We start from the raw sequence: 691 nt of genomic DNA, 5'->3' as shown, positions 1-691 counted from the left end.
GGGCCTGCGCCTCGGTCAGGGTAAAGGGCATCACCCCCTGCGGTTTGATGCGGCGCGTGGGGCCGGTGTCGGTGACGACCGGCGTTGCGCAGAAGGGGCAGGCGCTGGCGTGATGGTCGGCGTCCAGATCGACCTGTGCCCCGCAGTTCGGACAGGACAGGGTGCGGACGGTCTGCACGATGTCCGCGGCACCCTGAGACAGATCCAGCCCCTCGGCCAGGGGAATCTCGCGAAGCGCGGGGCCCGGCGCGCGCGGGCCCTCGGACCATTGCAGGGCGGGGTCGGCGCTGCTGTCATCGGCCTTGCGCCCGGGCGCGCGGGCGGGGCCGGGGCCGATGGTTTGCCGGTGGCCGCACCAGTCGCAGACAAGCTCCTGCTGGCCGGGGCGAAAGGTCAGGCTGGCTCCGCATTGTCCGCAGGGAAAGCGGTGTTCGGCCGGGATCATCCGGTCCTCAGCGCGGCAGGGGCGGCGGCGTCGCACCAAGGATGGTGGCCAATGCCGGGACCTGACCGGCCTCCAGCCATCCATCCTGGCCTTCGGTCCAGACCAGCGTGGCAGGGGTCAGGCGCCCCTCGGCCACAAGCGGCGGCAGGTCGGATTGCGCAAAGGGCCCCGAGGCCGCGCCGTCGATGGCCACATGCCAGCGCGGTGCCGTGCCGCCGGGCAGGGGCGGCGGGGCCGCAGGCGGCG

General features: G+C 73.7%; 1 protein-coding gene and 1 pseudogene. Both read right to left on the bottom strand.

The genetic code is table 11. From position 1 onward, the window contains the following. Window positions 1-445 (bottom strand): annotated as a pseudogene (locus tag TW83_RS18815) (zinc ribbon domain-containing protein); the annotation flags it as partial. A 7-nt stretch (window positions 446-452) separates the two neighbouring features. Further along, window positions 453-691: DUF4339 domain-containing protein (locus tag TW83_RS18810; RefSeq protein ID WP_045984317.1), on the bottom strand; the 239-nt coding region annotated here is incomplete at its 5' end.

The sequence above is a fragment of the Paracoccus sp. S4493 genome, from assembly GCF_000967735.1.
Taxonomy (GTDB): domain Bacteria; phylum Pseudomonadota; class Alphaproteobacteria; order Rhodobacterales; family Rhodobacteraceae; genus Paracoccus; species Paracoccus marcusii.
The sequence above is the reverse complement of the archived record's forward strand: the minus strand, read 5'-3'. Positions and strand labels throughout refer to the sequence as shown.